Genomic DNA, 17,052 nt, shown 5'->3' with positions numbered 1-17,052 from the left:
TAGGCTTTTTCGCGGTTGGTGGGCGCTGCACGTGCAGATTGTTCTTCCGATCGCGAACGCTACGCTTCTTCAGAACAATTCTGCCCGCTCCGCTGGCAACCGCCGTAGAGCTTCTATACGTTTTAGAGGTGTGCAGGAGTGGAAAGATTAGTGGGCCAAGTGATTTAACTTGGCCTAACCCCTAGACAATACAAAAAAGAGAGAGTTCCGCGGAGCTAGTTCGTGGGACTCTCCCTTTTTTGTTTCAATAAATCTACCATCTGCGTCGTTCGTCGCCTCTCAGGGGAAAGTCGCTCAATTCTCCGAGTTGGTCATGTGCAGCCTTATAAATGCGAAGAATAGCTTGTACCTTGTTAAAATCATTGTCTTCCGGGCCGAATCCTTCCATATACATTTTTTGAATGATGTTTTGGAAGAAATCCATACGTTCGCGGACGGAATCCTGCTCGATTTGCAGTACCTCTTCAAAGCTGTGTGTCTCAGCAAAATCAGACAGCTCATCAAACTCCTGTTCCTGATATCGCTCTCCCCGAGTTTCAGGATTGAGATCAATAGAGGTACGCAAGGTTGACAATAAAATATTTTCACGCGCCAGCATGACATGAAAATCTTTGTTCTTAAACAGATCCGTAACGATCAGACGGCACATTTCCTTGTTCTGGAGCAGAATCCCGTCAAATGGATGCAGCGTCCACACACCGTAGTTAAAAAATAAATTAAAATTGAAGTTGCTGCTTCCATACTGATATACAATGTTGATTTTCGATTCGTCGATGATTTCAAATGAAAATTCCAGCATGCATTCTCCTTTGGGATTCCAATATTTAACTCTATCCTATCAGAAAATACATGATTTTCAATAAAAAATTTTATTTCACAGAATCATTTAACTCCACAATTGAATCTGCTTTTTCGCTACTGGCAGCCACGAGTAAATAGACAATCACACACCCTAAAATAAAGGACATCATACGCTCGCTCTCTCCTTTTGTCATTCGCTTTTTAAGAGTTTATGCACGAGAATGCTATGTATGTTCATCATGTCCTTTATTAGCTGCTGCCAAACCAAAAAAGACGCCTTTCGGAGTCATCCGGCGTCTTTTAATAGATTGGGTCTATTATTCTACATTGTCATCAGTTCAAAAACGAGCTTAAACCCTCAGAAGAATTGCTATCCTTCAGTGTTTTGGATGGTTCTTTCCCTTCGATCCCCAAGCGTTGGCTAAGGTTGGCATTGATTGCTGTCATTTTACTTGTGTATTCATGGCAGCTTTCAATAATTTGGCGATTCGATTTTTCAGACAGATCCAAAGCAGATACCAAATCACCAATCGCCTGATTCACAGCCTCCAGTGACATAGAAGGCTTGCTAAGCAGATCTGTCGTTCTCTCGGTCGTCGTTTTGAGAAGCTTTGCATTTTCCTTGAATTGATCTTCAATCGTACGGTTGGTCGCATCGACGGCTGAAATGATTTTATCCTGATCCGCCAGCGCCATCGCGATCATAGCCGATACAGTGATCAGATTCGATGTTTTATCAATCGCATTATTTACAGAATCAATCAGTTTATCATTGTTATCATTAATAATATCTGTTGCTGCAATCGCCTGATTGTATAACAAAATCATTTCTGTCATCGACTGTGTACGAGTAACCACCTTGCGCAATCCCCGCTCCAGATGTGGCTTACGGTTTTCGTTTTCCGGCTTGGCAATCTCGGTCTCAAACAGTTCTTTCAAGCGATTACCAAAGGCAATCTTCGTCTGTAAATTGTAGATTTCTTCAATGGAAGCCTTCTTCAACTGTCTCATGCTGACGATGTTTTCTTCCAGATTATCCTTACCATCTCTCAAGGCAGTAATGATTTTCTCGATGTTCGTCTTCACCGACTGATACTTGTAAATGTAGTTCTTTAACGGGCTTTTACGCAGGAGCTTGCCAAAAAAGCTCACATTTTTGCTCTGCTGGAGCGTTTCGCATTCATCACGCAGCTTTAAGATCATATTGGATACCTCAGCCCGATCACCGGACATGAGGTCGTTTACCGGACGATCCAGCATTTTAAGGGTTTGCCCCGCACGTTCCTGCGTTTTAACCCCCAGCTTACCGATATCATCCATTAAGGTATCCAGGCTCATGACATCGCTTTGTGATACCTTCTGAATCAGCTGTGAAGCCTCCTCAGTCACCTTTTGTTCATCTTCTTTTTTCAATTCAGCCCATGGGGTCGCCATACGCTACCTCCTATTCTGAAAACAACTGTTACCCAAGTCTAATCGTTGTTATTCAGAGCAGCTATACTGCTACTTTTTTATTTTCTCAAAAAATCGCCTACAATTCGGAACTGCTATATCGCTGGTGAATAAGCTCCGCTTTGCTCTGTAATTCCAACAGATCCTTATGCTCCACCGTAGATACAATTACTGATATTTTACTGTCCACATCCCGTAATCCGTTTAATAATGTCCTCCGGTTGGTCCGCTTCGCATCGCCGCTGAGCCGAAGAAATGGATTAATCAGTCCGTTCAAATCCTTCAAAATCAATCTCCGAACCGTATGATTCACTTCGCTGTTGTTCAGTTCATGCAAAAGTGGAATGACCCGCTGCAAACGTGCAAATAGAGCCAGCGCCTTCTCGACGATCTCGTTATCAAGCGCATCCTTCTGTCCCTCGGAGATCACCATATCCTCCAGTACCTCCAAATACTCCATCACCTGAGCAAATTCACTGCTCACCTGATCTGGTTGACGTACTTGTCCTGTCATAGACTCCGGTCGAACGGCAGCTTCCTTTTCATGCTGATGTGTCTCAGCGACCTGCTCCTGCACCACCGGAATCACGGAACCGGTCAGATTGGGGCGAGGATGGCGAACAGCCATGATGGCGCTGTATCCTCCCAAACCAATGATCGGAATCGCCAAACACACAAACAGTGGCAACCAAAAACTTAGTAAAAGCGCAATCAGGTAGCTAACCACAGCAATCGTGGCACCCCACATTTTTGACGTCATAGCTTGTACCTCCTGACGTAAACCCTTACCATATTGTAGAAAACAATATTTGTGTGTGTCAATGTACGGATTTACGTATGGTGATTGGCTGCTCGATATGACTGGCTAAAATGTCGTATTGCGGATGAAGTGAACCGATCTCATGACCCAAAGCCGATTTCACCGCTAGATAAGGAAAATTGATACCGGACAAACATGATACATGAAGTCCTCCGGACATCCGCGGATTGATCTCTAGCAGCTTGGCATGCTCGCCGTTATATTTTACCTGAATGTTATAATTGTACGGAATGTGATACGCCTCAGCGACCTTCTGTGCCACCTCCAACAGCTCGGGATGCTGCTCCAGCAGCCGTAATCGTCCTCCTGCCTTCCTACGCGGAACCGCCGCTAGCAGCTTTCCGTTCCGGTCAGCCAGGCAGTCAATACTGTATTCGTATCCCTCCAGCAGCTCCATCACCATCAGATTGGGAAATGATTCTGTGGATGACAATACGCGGTGTGCTTCCTCGAACGAAATATGATTCAGCGCATGGCCGAACAGTTCCTCCAGCGGATTACGTTCATTGTCGATGATACGAAAGCCCATTCCGCCTTCTGCATTACATGGCTTGAAGCATACCTTATGTCCAAGTGCTATTAACGACTCATATGCCTGTTTAAATTGCTCGGCATTGCTGGCAATGGCATAATCGGGAATCGTGACAATGTCCTTTTGACGAATGGATTCATAAAACAAATCCTTTTCCATCAGTTGCTCCAGCAGTTCGGTATCTTGGCATACCATCACTTTTGTCCCAATATCATTGAACAAATAAAGATGCTTGCTAATATCGAGCATATTCCACCGGGGGATAAAGACATCAATTCCGTGCCGCCTGCAAAAATCAGCGCAAAACCGTGCGTACTCCACACCACTGGTGCGAGGCTCTACTTCAGCTATATCACTGGCCTGTAGCGCCATGTGCTGCGGATCTGAGTGCGTCGCATAGATCTCGAACGGAATACCGTCCTCATTGTTACGAATAGCATTCATATAATGATACGCCACTGAAAACCAGCGGTTAAAATACACCTTAACCTTCTTCACAGAGCCACGTCCCCTATCTATTCTGAAAATGAAGTCTGAACTGCGAATACACTCCGGTGTATTGCATGAACATACGCCATGATTTCGTCCGCTGCATACACCCCCGACACTTCTGTAAAACGGTAATTGACCTCCAGCTTATCTCGCAGCTGTTCCCGATACAATTCACCATGACGGGGAGCAATCGCATAATCGGCATAGTCCAGCAGACAACGGTCCAGCAAAGAGTCACCGGACGCAACCACAGCCCCTCCATTCGTGAGATTACGGATATGCTCCACGGCTGCCTGTTTATTCACAGCCGCAGGCACCAGATATATCTTACGACCTTGAATGGATACCTCCCAGCCCATTTCACGCATGATTCGCGCCTTCTCCAGCACCTGTTCCAGCGGCATACGATCCCGTTCAATCATGAAAGCATAAAATAACTCGTCGCAAAAGCGTTCGTTTACGACCCAGTCTTCATCCAGCACCTGTCCGAACACCTGACGAGCTTCTTCCGCATGAGCACCATCACGGCGTACTTGTTCATGAATACGCCGATTCCACTCTCGATCCACCTCGCCTCCGACGATGATGTTTCCACCATTACTCGTCACGGCATATGCGGGAACCAACTCCGTCTGAAACACAGTGATTCGTCTATACTGTTCTATCGTCCGAGTCGTCACGGGCATAAACATCACATCTTCAGGCAGTGTCCTTAGCAATTGCAGGGCTTGTTCAGAAATAAAAGCCGACGTTGCCCCGTCTATCTGTTCCGCAGGCAACAGACCAGGGGACTCCAGCGGTACGCCAAGCGAACGTTTGGAGTAAATCAGTGTCTGATCTAAGTCACTTGCGAAGATCATTCTTGTCCCCCCTTGAGCGGCTTGATAATTCCGCAGCAGGAATAAGTCAATCCTTCAAATACCTCTACAGACACTCCACGATCCTTTGCCAGCAGCATAATATGCTGAAGATTCGGATTATCTTCGCGGTCAATCAGAATTTTCCACGGCACTCTGCGCAGCAGTACACGAGTCGTCTCCCCCACTCCGGGCTTGACCAAATTGATATCCCGAATACCAAATGCCTGCTGAATCGCTTCAATATCCCGTAAGCCCTGCCATGTCACCGCAGGCGGATTCAATGTCATTTGTTCAGCATATGCAACGGCCGTTTCAGCCACGTCTTGAAAGTACCCGGATACCGTATCCACAAACGTATTGGACTGATCCACTGACCGCCAGGATTCATAAAATTTGGCCCCATGGAAATCGTCAGGGCCTATGAGATCGTCACGTAATACCGTCCGACTCATCAAACCTGATACAGTCGAATTCAGACAAGCACTTGGAATCAAATAATCTTCTCGTGTACCAAAGGTTTCTGAACATCTGCCCGGATCGGCCAGCACCGCCAGATCATCATTTAGACGCAACCCGTAATCCGCGTTCATCTCACGACAGGCCTCAATCAATACCTGGCGAATCGCCCCTTTCCCCGTCCAGCCATCGACAAACTGAAGTTCAATCTCCAGTCCATGCTGCTGTAAAATGTATAAAATCGCATTCCGGTCAATGCCTTTGCCACGAATAATAGAAATGCTGTAATGCGGCAAGGATACGCCATACTTCCAGTCAATATAACGCTTGATCAGGATACCAATGGGCGTCCCTGCTCTGGCAAGAGAAACAATCGCCGTGTTCAGGCCTCTTTTTCTCACAATCATCTCAGCCACAGAAGCTGCCGCTAATGCAACCTTTTTGGCAGATTGGGCAAGCGTTTCGTGAAACAGTGCAATATACTCTGCTGTGGGCTCGTATTCCACTGGCAGCATTTCTGAATAATGGACTCCCGACTGAATCGCCTCTTCACGATCCTCCGTCCCTTTTTCCAACGTAACCCGGCTCAAATCCTTCAATAAAAAAGTGACATCCGAGGCAGGATAACTGCCCAGCGGTTCGGGCGGATGAATGTTCTTCTGCTGTATTTGCTCCATGAGTGCTTGCTTCATATCCGCGCTCCTTTACTCTCCTGACTAGTTAAACCGTTAAAATAAACGACATGCACTTTATCGCAGCCCAGACGGGTCAAAGCCTCCAGCAAGGGGTTCATCCGCTCTGGGTCCGACTCCCTTTCCATCAAAACGAATATTTCGTCATACTGACCGGGGTCTACATTATAAATAAAATTGCGTATCGTACTGTCTTCAGGTGATGGATATGTCACGCCACAGGCGACTCCATACCCTTCTTCGCGATGGGGATACACCGGGCTGCGTGTCGTCGATTGAAAATAAACATTCAGACCTAACTCTGCTGCAATCCGCATTGGAATGTACATGAATTCGCCTGTGCCCATAACCAGCGTGCGTTGCCCAGAACGAAGTTCGTTCAGTCGTTCAGCTGTACGCGTGATTTCTTCATCCAACGCTGAATTGTCAGCGGATTGTAGACCAAAACGGCCTGTATATTTTAGATAAGGAGCTGTATTGGCGTATCCGTCCGTTGACATGGAACTGTGTACTACCCGCTCAAAACCGGAAGTATCCTTTTCAAAACGGTGGTCAATTATCCCAGAAGCGTCTTTATTAACCTCTGCCATGCTAGTGGCTGCATGTTCTGGGTGCCCAACCTGTGCAGCATATTCTGCGTGATCCAGTATGGGTACTCCCTGTACCTCAATCTTTCCTTTGAGCAAGCTTAAAGGCGTAATCGTAATGCCTAGCTCTGCCTCCAGATCAGTGAAAGCCTGCTCATCGCTGTCTGTCCGCCAATCCAATAATGAAGCAATCACATACTGCTTACGCGGAAAATGCTCCTGAATATCCCGTATGATATTAAGCGTTGTTTTTCCCGTCGTAATTTCATCATCTACCAGCACAATCGGGCCATCTCCCGCAAAAGCATCTTCATCCAGTGCATAGCAACGATGGTCAACAGCGTGCGAATGCTCTTCTTCAAACCGAATAATAGGCCGAAGGCCCGGAATATCCTCGCGCGTCGTATGAATATACGAGGCTCCGTCGTCAAACAACCGATACATGCTGTGTCCCAGTGCTGTAGCCGTCTCGGCAAAACCAACAAACTTGATCGGCTCCGTAAAAGCAAAAGCTAAACGTTCATCCATCAGCTTTCGGTAGGCCTCTTTCGCATAGTCCGGGTCAAGAAGTCCTCTCACAGCCTCTCCAATCAGTTCATCCATTTGTTGTCCTGCCTGTGGGACAAGCTCCTTATATAGTAGAATCGCCAGCGCCGCACCACTGAGCAGAGAAGTGTATGGGTTTACCGGAATATGCTTACCCAGCACCTTGCTGACAAACAAAAACGAACGCTTTTTATTGACCCGTGCCGCCATCGCAAACAGCTTGTCCACAGGAAGGCGGAATGGATTATGCGTCTCCGTAATTTTAACGCTGAACTGCTCCAGGATTGGCAGCAGATGTGTTTTCGTGGTTGGGTAAGAGACTGACAAAATGTTGTTGTTCATGTAACACCCCGTATACTTTTGATCTATTGATAATTCGATGAGCCCAATTCAAATGCGGCTTAATTTCATTCATTTTGTTGGCATAGGTACTTTTGAATACACCCAGACTGCCGTCGTTACGCTCAACAATTTCAAGTGCATCCATATACTCTTCATGTGTCACCGCATACATGGCCTGTACCGGTTTAATATGGGAGGGATGAATAATTGTTTTGCCGATAATCCCATTCTCTTTGTCCATCATGACTTCTCGAATCAGTCCGTCTACGGCATCTGAGATGAAGTCCATCCGCAAGTGTCTTCCCGGCTTTCCAAGTGCATCTTCGAAAGGGGACACTCTTAATTGAGGTTTAAAGACACGTTCTCGGTGAGAGAAATATTCCCATACAGGACCGGAAATGACATAATTTGAGCCCACGCGTCCAAACAAGTTAATAATATCTGCGATGCAATCCCGAATGACGGCAATTTCATAAATCGTAATATCCGGGCTGCGTCTCAAGCCATACAGACTGGAGAAATCGGTTGCCCCAATTCGTACATTGAGCACATATTCCTGGTACTCGTCTAAAATTTCCTTAATTGACAGCAGCTCTTTCCAGCGGGTTTCCCGATATATGATTTTGGAGCTTTCAAGAATCGGTAATCCGTACAGCACAGGCATGTCGCTTGCGTTTCCTGCCCCTGTATGCATATTCCGGTTATATTCGGAAATGAGTGCAAAATACGCCCGTCCATTATCAGAAGAGAACTTAGGTAAGACAAAGCCCGTGAGCAGCGACAAAGATTCACCCAAACCGTTCAGTAGTCGTTCCAACTGCTCTACAGAGCGCACACGCACAAATAACAAAGGTAATTGCTGTTCACTCATCATCCCCGTCCGTACATAGGATAATAGTTGAAGCAGCTGCTGTGCCAGCGATTGTTCTGCCTGTCCGACTTGGTGATCCCCTATAGCATCCTCCAAATCCAAAATGACCGTTGTTAGTCCTTCATGTTTTCCATTTTTGATCTCTTCTGCTACTTCCGAGCGGGTCGCTGGCATGTACAAAGCAGCTCCTATTGCATAAGCCAATATACTTTTGGGAGAACGGTTATGAAACTCCAACGGTGGAGTATAAAAGATCGCTTCTACTTCCTCAGAGGTTAAATCATTAAAATATTTCAGGGCCCTTCCCCTCCTCTTGCTCTTTCTTGCCTGACTGAAGCCCTGTGCTTCGGGTATAAAAGAAATCCCCCCTTAGTTTCAGGAGGGATTTCGCTATACTTTGTACATTAAGCCTCTTTGTCGGCCTTTTTCTTTCTTTTCGCCGAGCTGATAACCATTGTGCCTACAAAGACAGCAATCAAAATGCCGAAGAATAAAACCTGCGACATATGAAAGCCAAAAGCAGCAGCCAGCATTTTACCCCCGATAATGGCGATCATAATAAAGGCTGTCTGTTCCAGTTCCGGAAATTTATCAATGAGCTTGAGGAACACTTGAGCAACACCACGCATCATCAGAACGCCGAGAATACCACCCAGGAACAGAACCCATACTTTCTCGCTCACACCGAAAGCGGCAATGACGCTGTCAATACTGAAGGCAATATCCATCAGTTCGACCATTAATACGGTTTTCCAAAAAGAAGTAGGTTTGTTTTTCACTTCTCCATCACCTTCGGACTTGAATAAGCCCTTATAAGCGATATAGAGCAGATAAGCCGCACCCAGTACCTTAATCAGCGTAAACTTAATCAGGAATGTACCCAAGCCGATAGCCAGGAACCTGAATATATACGCACCCAAAATCCCGTAAAATAAGGCTCTCTTCTGTTGTTCCTTGGGTAAGTGTTTAACCATAACTGCGAGAACCAAGGCGTTATCCGCCGATAAAAGTCCTTCCAGCAAAATGAGAGTTCCTATAATCCCCCAACTCACTGGATCAGTAAGCGTAGCTACAACATCACTCCATGAAAAGAAATGGCCATAGTTTTCGCTGATATTTTTAAACAAATCATTCAACATGAAAAGAGTGCCTCCGATAATTCAATTTATTTGCTACCCTGCGACCAGCGCATGCCCCAGTTATAGGCCCGATCCAACTCACGATGACCGCCATAGAACTGCACGAGTCTTTCAATGCTGAACGTTTCATCGTTTACATTTTGAATCATGGCAATCGCACACATCCCTTTGCGATTGTCATGTTCATTCATGTGAACGATAATGTCCGGCCCATCCTTCTGGTACAGCGTGACTACCCCGTCCGCTTGTGACCAGTTCGTGACTCCTTCATAGATGAAGGTGAACACCAAAATTCGCTTAATTTCAGAAATTTTAGCACCATTAATGCGAAGATTTTCCCCTGTTTTCACAGAGCCTGTACGGTCGTCGCCATCCAGAGCAATGTACGGGAAGCGATTTAGAGAACCGAAAACTTCCCCGAGCGCCTGCACAACGCCTTTATCTCCGTTCTTCATCTCATACAAGCAGCCCAGATCCAGATCGACACCCTTGGAGCCGCGATTGAAAAAGCCCTTGCTTTGCTGCACCTGATTCCAGTTCAGATTGATCAGGATTTCACCCAATCCGCCTGAGCCTTTTTTCAGGTTGATGGTGTCGCCCTTCTTCTTCAGCTCAATTTTCCGCAGATTCAGATTCACCGGTGTTGCAGATGGCTCTGGCTTCGGAGCAGGTGGTACTGGTGGCGGCGTTGGTGCTGGTCGAGGCGCTGGAGACGGAGGTGTAGGCACTGGCGTGGGAGGAGCCGGACTGTTTTCCACTTCAATCCCAAAATTAACGCACAACGCATCCAATCCACCGGAAAAACCTGCGCCAATCGCGTTGAATTTCCATTCCCCGTTATGACGATACAGTTCACCAATGACAATCGCCGTTTCCACTGTAAATCCACTGTCCAAATTAAACCGCAAAACCTCTCCGCTAACCGGATGAGCAAAACGAATGAACCCACCTTGAACCTGTCCAAAATTTTGCCGTTTCTGATCCGCATCATAAATCGTTAGCGTAAACGCAATCTTCTCGATGTTTGCAGGAATTCGCGTCAGATCAAGGGCAAATTGCTTTTTGTCACCGGACTGTTGTCCGTCTGAATAGGTGATAAAGGGCGTGGTCGGATTGTTATAAAAAATTAAGTCCTCATCGCCCGATACTTTTCCTCCAGGACCCAGCAAAAATGCCGAAGTATCCAGCTCCAGAGACGCTGGGGACTCCCAGCCAATCCCTACGTTGACATGGGTCAGGCCCGGATTTGTTTTCGTCAAATCCGCCTTCTGTCCCTTTACTACGATAACAGCCATGATTGTGTCACCTTTCTGTCCGTTTGTCATGTGTCAGCGTACGCTAATGTAATAGCTTAAAAAGAAAGGGTAGCGCCCTATGGACACCACCCCAAGTGGATATTATTGAGCGTCCAAGCCATAGTTTTTAGCAAGCGCACCCAATCCACCAGCAAAGCCACTACCGATAGCCTGGAATTTCCAGTCCGCATTCTGACGGTAAAATTCACAGAATACGACGGCCGTTTCGGTAGAAAAATCTTCTCCCAAATCGTAGCGCAGCACTTCACGATCCGTTGCCGCATCTACCACACGTACAAAAGCATTGGACACTTGACCAAAGTTTTGCGCGCGTGCCTCGTAATCATAAATGGTAACCGTGATCCCGATACGGTGGATGTTCGCAGGAATCTTCGAGAAATCAACGATGATTTGCTCGTCATCCCCATCGCCCTCACCTGTGCGGTTATCGCCTGTATGAGTAACCGATCCTGCTCCGCCTGTCGGGTTGTTGTAAAATACAAAATCATCCGCAGCTTTGGCTTTACCGTCTTCATAAAGTAGGAAAGCCGAAGCATCCAGGTCAAAGTCCGCGCCACCACTGTATTTATTCGTATCCCATCCAAGACCTACAACGACACGAGTCAAGCCGGGATTCGTTTTGGTCAGATCAATACGTTGTCCTTTGGAAAGGCTAATGGTCATTCCGCATACCTGCTTTCTTTGTATAGATTTTTTACGCCAAACCGTAATCGCGCGTCAATCCTGCAAGACCATCTTGGTAACCGCTGCCAATGGCATTGAACTTCCACTCACCGCTATGACGATACAGTTCGCCTACAACAACGCCTGTTTCGATCGAGAAATCTTCTCCCAGATCAAAGCGGACCAATTCTTCATTGTTTGCTTCGTTTACGATACGAGCGTAAGCACGGGACACTTGTCCAAAGTTTTGGCTGCGTTCTTGTGCTTCATAGATTGTAATCGTAAAAGCGATCTTTTCAACGTTAGCTGGCACGCTACCCAGATCAATTTTAATTTGCTCGTCATCTCCGTCGCCATCACCTGTGCGGTTATCCCCTGTATGAACGACAGAGCCGTTCTCATTTTGTGGGTTATTAAAAAAGACAAAGTTCTTATCGGATTCTACTTTACCTTCCGCATTAGCCAAAAATACGGATACGTCCAGGTCAAAATCTTTACCGCCATCGTATTTGTTTGTGTCCCAACCGAGACCAACTGTGATTTTGGACAAACCTGGATTTGTTTTCGTCAAATCGATTTTTTGACCTTTGGATAAGTTAATTGCCATGAGTAAGAACCCCTTTTCACATTAAGTTTTGTATGAGCAACCTAAAATTACATATAACGCTGAGCCAGCACATCAATATGTACGGCATGGGTTCCTTCACCGATTGCAGCAAACTTCCATTCGTTGTTATGACGATAGAGTTCTCCACAGACCAGTGCGGTCAGCCCTTCATAATTATCAGATAAATTAAACGTCACCAGTTCCTTGGAATTAGCACCATCCAGAATGCGGATATACGCTTTCTCGATCATGCCGAAGTCCTGTTTCCGGTTTACGCAATCATATATATTCACAACAACAAGCACTTTGTCGACATTGGCAGGAATACGTGCCAGGTCAATCGCAATTTGTTCATCATCACCGTCGCCTTGTCCGGTCAGATTATCACCGGAATGCACGACAGAGCCACATGGACTTTTTTTATTGTGGAAACACACTACGTTATCTGACTGAGTCAGTTTTCCGTTGGCGTCCAGCAAAATGGCAGAAGCGTCACAATCAATATTGGGTTGCTTCTTGAAGCCAAAAAATCCTTTGGACTGTACAGGGTCCCATCCCAATCCTGCTATAACCTTGGTTAGTCCTGTGTTTCCCTTGGTCAAATCAATTTTCTGGCCCTTGACCAGATTAATTACAGCCACTGATTAACACACCTCCCTTCCGTAAAATTTACAGACTAAATTCAGACGGATTCAAACCAAGCGCGCCGCAAATCTCAGCCACAACTCGCTGCTCATTGGCATCAAAGTCACCATCAGCTGCGCCAATAGCGCTACATACACCAACGACAAGTCGGCCTACTTCAGGCTTACCTTTCAATTTACCAATCGCCTTCAGTGCTTCCTGTTTACCGATTTCAGGTGAAAATTCAAAGTTCGCTACATAGTGATTGAAACGGTTGATGACCTCACCCATATCAAACACTTTCAATTCTTCACTGATATTTATGTATCCGGCCATTTTTGTTTTCTCTTCCGGACTAATCGTACCGTCAGCAAATGCTACTAACGCACAGCCTGCAACAACAGCTTCCATAAAATCTTTATTCTTAAACTTCTTAACTTGGTCTCCAAGTCCTTTTTTAGTTGTATTCAACCAATTTTTAAATGTACTCATGTTTCCCTCCACAATTACGTATTTGGGTAAAGGTATCCTAGTTAATTTCTTCCTTTACTATAACCTGAATTACGATCTTTTTCTACAATAATATACAAAAATACGGTAAATCCGATCTATTTATTATTGGTATCCTCTCTATCTTTAGCCCTATTTCTACATAAAACCCTCTCTTCCATCATCCATCATTTGGTACCCCAATTGCAAGTCTGTGAAATGGTAGAGTTGATAGAAAGGCACAGCCTTCCAATTTCAACAGAAGCACTGTGCCTTTGATCATAATCCACGGTTTATCCATCTATAAATTTAGTTCTACTAAATTTGCACTCCTCTTTGGATATGTATTCTATCTATTTAATATATCGGTTTTCCGAAAAAATTGGTAAACCAAAAAATCTACAGACTTCTCCAGCTAGCGAGTTTACAGTTTCCACCTGCTGCTCACCTGTTCCAGAAAAAAAGACTGTAGATTTTATAGATACTCCTATTCACGCTATTATCGTTCACAGCTCAAGACCTAGTTATAATCCTCCCAATAGCGATACTCCATTTCATTCTCACCTTTGGTGACGATGATCATATTTTCAATATGTCCGGTTTCTTTATTCGTTCGGTAGATCATGGTACGAGTTTCGCCCTCATCGGGTACAGAGAAGAGTACTTTGTCACTGAGCATGCCGCCACCAATGCCGACGACGTGTTCCCCCCACCCGGAGGCTGCGCCAGAACCGATGCCCGAACCTGCCCCACTAACTCCAGCCCCGCGCGACAAAATAAGACCTATTCCATATCCGGTGACGGTCTGGGCCGTTTTACCTAGAGCGTGCTCTCCGGCTGATTGGGTATGCTTTTGGACCCAGTAATCGTATTTATCCGTATTTTGCTCATAACTCACAACATTCCCTTTTTTATCGATAGATATATCCGTTTTGCTTCCGTCTTTACCTGTCAGTTCGGTGACGGCGACAAGGGAATCGGATGTGATCTTGGAGGTCTCTCCTGTATTGTAATCTGTACGGGGAACTGAGTCCTCATATTGCAGCCGCAGGACATTCATCTGGTCGTGAATTTTCTGCATAACCTGCTTGTCGCCGATGGCCTCGGCGTTTTTCAGTAATTCCTCATATTGATGATATTTATCCGCGTCTGCCTGATCCCATTCGTCTATATTTTTTGGCTGCTTGGCAATTTCTCCACCAGCATCTCCAGCCTCTCCACTGCCTGCCAGCGCTGCGCTAGCGTTCATTGCCGCTGCTAGGGCTGTCCAGAAGCCACGTGTGCTTTCACCATCCGCATTTCTAAACTTCGAAGCGATGCTTTTCAGCTCAATTTCAATGGATTGAACCTTATTTAATACAGAAGAAAGTGTATATTTAGCCGTACGATAGTCATTATAAAAACGATTCCTCTCCATACCATCCCACTGGCTGTGAAGGCGGTTCATTGTGCTATCCAGGCCGTTTAACTGGTTATACAGTGTGCCGTGGGCATTGGCAAATTGGGAGGCCACGCTGTCCAGCTGCTCCGGTGTGACTTGGATTTTTGTCATGGTGATCACATCCCATCTATGAAAATAGGAGATAGAAATTATATTTTACAGTAATCCTTATTTCATATTGTAAGCTATAGAGGTCGGACATTCATGAGGATTTATACGTATTTGTGTATTCAGAAGCAGTTCCTTTGATATAATGAATCCATATGAGTTTATTTCGACAATACATTATTGAAAGTCAGGTGTAGGGACATGTCAGACAAAAAAATTATCTTTTTCGATATCGACGGTACATTACTGGACGATGACAAGAAAATGCCGTTAACGGCAGAAAAGGCCGTCTTTGCTTTGAAAGATCTGGGACATGAGGTGGCCATCGCAACAGGCCGTGCGCCTTTTATGTTCAAAGATATTCGCGAGCAGTTAGAAATTGATTCCTACGTTAGCTTTAATGGGCAATATGTCGTGCTTCGCGGGGAAGTGGTCGCTACCAATCCGCTGAACAGAGAAGCGTTGCAAGCGATGACCGATCTGGCTCTCACGCATAATCATGCTCTCGTATATATGGATCATATGGATATGAAGGCCAATATCCCTAACGATGAGCTTGTGGAGAGATCGGTCCAAACGCTTAAGGCCAAGATTTCAGTTGGATACGATCCACTCTATTTCCAAGGAAGAGATATTTATCAGACGCTGTTGATGTGTACAGCAGAAGAAGAGCCTTTCTATGAAGCGGTATTCAAGGCGTTTGACTTTGTGCGCTGGCATCCGAGTTCTGTGGACGTTGTTCCTCATTCTGGCTCCAAAGCGAAGGGCATCCGCGAAATTACGTCCAGACTGGGCATTGCCGATGAAAATCAATACGCCTTTGGCGATGGCTTAAATGATGTGGAGATGCTGACAGCTATACATAACAGCGTCGCGATGGGCAACGGCTGTGATGAAGCCAAAGCCGCAGCTAAAATGGTCACAAAACGCGCAGATGAAGACGGTATTTTGTACGGACTGCAAAAGCTTGGTTTGTTAAGCTAACAGGATTGCTGATAGACTGGGCATGTTTCGGGAAAAATAAAGTCTGTTTAAAGACTTACATATGAGAAAATAGGAGGTTGTCCTTAAATATGGAGACGGAAGGCTTACGCAATGTCGAACAGCTAGCCATGAAGAAGTACAAAATTTACAAGCAGAGCCTACTCCGGTATTTGGCACGTTCCATGCTGGCGAGTATGTTCATCGGGTTCGGCGTTATTGTAGCCTTCAAGACGGGCAACTTTTTTTACATGGAGCATTCTCCATTCACTTATCCCATGGCGGCGCTCACATTCGGAGCGGCCATCATTCTAATCGCTTACGGCGGCGGGGATTTGTTTACAGGTAACACCTTCTATTACACGTATGCTGCGCTCCGTAAAAAGCTGCGCTGGGGGCAGGTGCTTCGATTATGGGCTGCTAGCTATGGCGGTAATTTGCTGGGTGCAGGGGTATTTGCACTCCTTATTTACTTGACCGGGCTGTTTGACTCCTCCAGCGTGAACAGCTTTCTACTGAACGTGGTTGAGCATAAAATGGAAGCGCCTGCAATGCAGCTATTCTTCCGAGCTATTTTGTGTAATTGGCTGGTCTGTCTTGCCTTTTTTGTTCCAATGTTTATGAAGGAAAATGGTGCAAAGATGTTTGCCATGATGCTGTTTGTATTCTGCTTTTTCATTTCGGGATATGAGCATAGCGTGGCTAATATGTGTACTTTCGCCATTGCGCTCGTGCTGGATCATCCGGGTACGGTTTCTGTCGCTGGCGTGATCCATAATCTCGTTCCGGTTACGCTCGGAAATCTGGTTGGTGGCGTGTTGCTTATGGGGGTTATGTACTATTCGGTGAATCTCCCGTTTTTGGACGAGGAAGAACACTAAAAAAAAGAAGCCGTGGGACTTTGGTTCCACGGCTTCTTTGCTTTATTTTAGTAATAGAGCAGGTGCTTTCTTGCCTTTTATCCTTCTTGAGCAGGAAAATGGATAAACTCCTCCAACTCCTTGAACAGCTTCTTGGGATTAACATTGTCAGGTACAACCAGAGTTAGCGGCTCATCCAGCTTCAGCACATACATGCCTAAAATGGATTTGGCATCTGCCATGCCGCTTTTGCCATGAATCCAGATGTCATAGGTATAATTCGAAACGATTTGATTGATTTTTTCAATATCCTTCACGTCTTTTACCTTGATGGGTGTCATCATTGCACAGCACTCCCCTGTATTGAATTGGG

18 protein-coding genes are annotated in these 17,052 nt (G+C 45.7%); 2 read left to right on the top strand and 16 right to left on the bottom strand.

Annotated features, from left to right (window positions below; all coding sequences use genetic code 11):
- Nucleotides 1-253: 253 nt before the first annotated feature.
- The 15 genes from JOE49_RS10635 to JOE49_RS10565 all read right to left on the bottom strand — a co-directional run bounded on the left by JOE49_RS10635 (nt 254) and on the right by JOE49_RS10565 (nt 14,841).
- Nucleotides 254-799 carry a hypothetical protein gene (locus tag JOE49_RS10635; RefSeq protein ID WP_023987205.1) on the bottom strand — a complete coding sequence of 182 codons (546 nt, stop codon included), beginning with the start codon at nt 797-799 and terminating at the stop codon, nt 254-256.
- Nucleotides 800-1,134: 335 nt separating this feature from the next.
- The gene (locus JOE49_RS10630) at nt 1,135-2,235 is read right to left on the bottom strand and encodes a toxic anion resistance protein (RefSeq protein WP_209941046.1); all 1,101 of its coding nucleotides are present in this window, start codon (nt 2,233-2,235) and stop codon (nt 1,135-1,137) included.
- A 97-nt stretch (nt 2,236-2,332) separates the two neighbouring features.
- Nucleotides 2,333-3,013: a hypothetical protein gene (locus JOE49_RS10625; RefSeq protein WP_068938757.1), complete on the bottom strand. Its 681-nt coding sequence runs from the start codon at nt 3,011-3,013 to the stop codon at nt 2,333-2,335.
- Nucleotides 3,014-3,071: 58 nt separating this feature from the next.
- Nucleotides 3,072-4,103 (bottom strand): ATP-grasp domain-containing protein, encoded by a 1,032-nt coding sequence (locus JOE49_RS10620; protein WP_068938758.1) that lies wholly within the window; start codon nt 4,101-4,103, stop codon nt 3,072-3,074.
- Between the two features lie 17 nt (nt 4,104-4,120).
- A complete protein-coding gene (locus JOE49_RS10615) occupies nt 4,121-4,957 on the bottom strand; it encodes an HAD family hydrolase (protein WP_068938759.1) in 837 nt (278 codons plus the stop codon).
- Nucleotides 4,954-6,105 carry a cysteine protease StiP family protein gene (locus tag JOE49_RS10610; RefSeq protein WP_209941045.1) on the bottom strand — a complete coding sequence of 384 codons (1,152 nt, stop codon included), beginning with the start codon at nt 6,103-6,105 and terminating at the stop codon, nt 4,954-4,956. The genes JOE49_RS10615 and JOE49_RS10610 overlap by 4 nt, the downstream gene beginning before the upstream one ends.
- The gene (locus JOE49_RS10605) at nt 6,102-7,448 is read right to left on the bottom strand and encodes a phosphoribosyltransferase family protein (RefSeq protein ID WP_209943591.1); all 1,347 of its coding nucleotides are present in this window, start codon (nt 7,446-7,448) and stop codon (nt 6,102-6,104) included. The genes JOE49_RS10610 and JOE49_RS10605 overlap by 4 nt, the downstream gene beginning before the upstream one ends.
- A 52-nt stretch (nt 7,449-7,500) precedes the next feature.
- A complete protein-coding gene (locus tag JOE49_RS10600) occupies nt 7,501-8,688 on the bottom strand; it encodes an HpcH/HpaI aldolase/citrate lyase family protein (RefSeq protein ID WP_028542072.1) in 1,188 nt (395 codons plus the stop codon).
- Between the two features lie 167 nt (nt 8,689-8,855).
- Entirely contained in the window at nt 8,856-9,590 is a 735-nt protein-coding gene (locus tag JOE49_RS10595; RefSeq protein ID WP_023987196.1) for a TerC family protein, read from the bottom strand.
- A gap of 26 nt (nt 9,591-9,616) precedes the next feature.
- Nucleotides 9,617-10,885, bottom strand: a complete 1,269-nt coding sequence (locus JOE49_RS10590) for a TerD family protein (protein WP_023987195.1) — start codon at nt 10,883-10,885, stop codon at nt 9,617-9,619.
- A 102-nt stretch (nt 10,886-10,987) separates the two neighbouring features.
- Nucleotides 10,988-11,569, bottom strand: a complete 582-nt coding sequence (locus JOE49_RS10585) for a TerD family protein (RefSeq protein WP_023987194.1) — start codon at nt 11,567-11,569, stop codon at nt 10,988-10,990.
- A 31-nt stretch (nt 11,570-11,600) separates the two neighbouring features.
- Complete coding sequence (locus JOE49_RS10580; RefSeq protein ID WP_013308970.1) at nt 11,601-12,176, bottom strand: TerD family protein; 576 nt, start codon at nt 12,174-12,176, stop codon at nt 11,601-11,603.
- Between the two features lie 47 nt (nt 12,177-12,223).
- Entirely contained in the window at nt 12,224-12,817 is a 594-nt protein-coding gene (locus tag JOE49_RS10575; RefSeq protein ID WP_013308969.1) for a TerD family protein, read from the bottom strand.
- Nucleotides 12,818-12,845: 28 nt separating this feature from the next.
- Nucleotides 12,846-13,292 (bottom strand): tellurite resistance TerB family protein, encoded by a 447-nt coding sequence (locus JOE49_RS10570; protein ID WP_209941044.1) that lies wholly within the window; start codon nt 13,290-13,292, stop codon nt 12,846-12,848.
- A gap of 517 nt (nt 13,293-13,809) precedes the next feature.
- Entirely contained in the window at nt 13,810-14,841 is a 1,032-nt protein-coding gene (locus tag JOE49_RS10565; RefSeq protein ID WP_075153803.1) for a WXG100 family type VII secretion target, read from the bottom strand.
- A 198-nt stretch (nt 14,842-15,039) separates the two neighbouring features.
- On the opposite strand from JOE49_RS10565, the gene JOE49_RS10560 reads away from it, so the two are divergent.
- Both JOE49_RS10560 and JOE49_RS10555 read left to right on the top strand, forming a co-directional pair.
- The gene (locus JOE49_RS10560) at nt 15,040-15,822 is read left to right on the top strand and encodes a Cof-type HAD-IIB family hydrolase (RefSeq protein ID WP_165179406.1); all 783 of its coding nucleotides are present in this window, start codon (nt 15,040-15,042) and stop codon (nt 15,820-15,822) included.
- Between the two features lie 89 nt (nt 15,823-15,911).
- Entirely contained in the window at nt 15,912-16,700 is a 789-nt protein-coding gene (locus tag JOE49_RS10555; RefSeq protein WP_013308962.1) for a formate/nitrite transporter family protein, read from the top strand.
- A 77-nt stretch (nt 16,701-16,777) separates the two neighbouring features.
- Here JOE49_RS10555 and JOE49_RS10550 read toward each other — a convergent pair whose 3' ends face one another.
- Entirely contained in the window at nt 16,778-17,023 is a 246-nt protein-coding gene (locus tag JOE49_RS10550; protein ID WP_023987189.1) for an HPr family phosphocarrier protein, read from the bottom strand.
- Nucleotides 17,024-17,052: the final 29 nt, after the last annotated feature.

The sequence above is a fragment of the Paenibacillus sp. PvR133 genome (assembly GCF_017833155.1).
Lineage (GTDB): Bacteria > Bacillota > Bacilli > Paenibacillales > Paenibacillaceae > Paenibacillus > Paenibacillus polymyxa_B.
The sequence above is the reverse complement of the archived record's forward strand: the minus strand, read 5'-3'. Positions and strand labels throughout refer to the sequence as shown.

Coding starts and splice junctions, on each gene's coding strand:
- JOE49_RS10635 (WP_023987205.1), bottom strand. CDS start 799: ATGCTGGAATTTTCATTTGAAATCATCGACGAATCGAAAATCAACATT.
- JOE49_RS10630 (WP_209941046.1), bottom strand. CDS start 2,235: ATGGCGACCCCATGGGCTGAATTGAAAAAAGAAGATGAACAAAAGGTG.
- JOE49_RS10625 (WP_068938757.1), bottom strand. CDS start 3,013: ATGACGTCAAAAATGTGGGGTGCCACGATTGCTGTGGTTAGCTACCTG.
- JOE49_RS10615 (WP_068938759.1), bottom strand. CDS start 4,957: ATGATCTTCGCAAGTGACTTAGATCAGACACTGATTTACTCCAAACGT.
- JOE49_RS10610 (WP_209941045.1), bottom strand. CDS start 6,105: ATGAAGCAAGCACTCATGGAGCAAATACAGCAGAAGAACATTCATCCG.
- JOE49_RS10605 (WP_209943591.1), bottom strand. CDS start 7,448: ATGGCGGCACGGGTCAATAAAAAGCGTTCGTTTTTGTTTGTCAGCAAG.
- JOE49_RS10595 (WP_023987196.1), bottom strand. CDS start 9,590: ATGTTGAATGATTTGTTTAAAAATATCAGCGAAAACTATGGCCATTTC.
- JOE49_RS10590 (WP_023987195.1), bottom strand. CDS start 10,885: ATGGCTGTTATCGTAGTAAAGGGACAGAAGGCGGATTTGACGAAAACA.
- JOE49_RS10585 (WP_023987194.1), bottom strand. CDS start 11,569: ATGACCATTAGCCTTTCCAAAGGACAACGTATTGATCTGACCAAAACG.
- JOE49_RS10580 (WP_013308970.1), bottom strand. CDS start 12,176: ATGGCAATTAACTTATCCAAAGGTCAAAAAATCGATTTGACGAAAACA.
- JOE49_RS10570 (WP_209941044.1), bottom strand. CDS start 13,292: ATGAGTACATTTAAAAATTGGTTGAATACAACTAAAAAAGGACTTGGA.
- JOE49_RS10565 (WP_075153803.1), bottom strand. CDS start 14,841: ATGACAAAAATCCAAGTCACACCGGAGCAGCTGGACAGCGTGGCCTCC.
- JOE49_RS10560 (WP_165179406.1), top strand. CDS start 15,040: ATGTCAGACAAAAAAATTATCTTTTTCGATATCGACGGTACATTACTG.
- JOE49_RS10555 (WP_013308962.1), top strand. CDS start 15,912: ATGGAGACGGAAGGCTTACGCAATGTCGAACAGCTAGCCATGAAGAAG.
- JOE49_RS10550 (WP_023987189.1), bottom strand. CDS start 17,023: ATGATGACACCCATCAAGGTAAAAGACGTGAAGGATATTGAAAAAATC.